Source organism: Pantoea sp. SIMBA_079, assembly GCF_046940275.1.
GTDB lineage: Bacteria > Pseudomonadota > Gammaproteobacteria > Enterobacterales > Enterobacteriaceae > Pantoea > Pantoea borealis.
In genome coordinates this window covers 1-228 of sequence record NZ_JAWRYR010001055.1, presented here as the reverse complement: position 1 = coordinate 228, position 228 = coordinate 1, and the positions used below count along the sequence as shown (strand labels likewise).

Here is a 228-nt window from a genome sequence, read left to right as displayed (position 1 = left end):
ATCCAGTTCTGCCACGCCGGCCTGGTCGACAGCGTAGCCCGCGCCCTCCAGCAGAACGGCTTGCCGGCCAACGGCCTGACACTGGAAATTACCGAAACCACCGCCATGCACGATGCCGACGCCAGCCTGGCTGTGCTGCAGCGCCTGTCCGACATGGGCGTGGACTTGTCCATTGATGACTTTGGCACGGGCTATTCCAGCCTGATGTACCTAAAGCGCCTGCCAGCC

1 protein-coding gene is annotated in these 228 nt (G+C 63.2%); it reads left to right on the top strand.

Annotated elements, in window-relative coordinates:
- Nucleotides 1-228, top strand: a 228-nt coding sequence (locus tag SB719_RS23155; protein WP_412160192.1) for an EAL domain-containing protein, incomplete at both ends; no start/stop codon positions are given.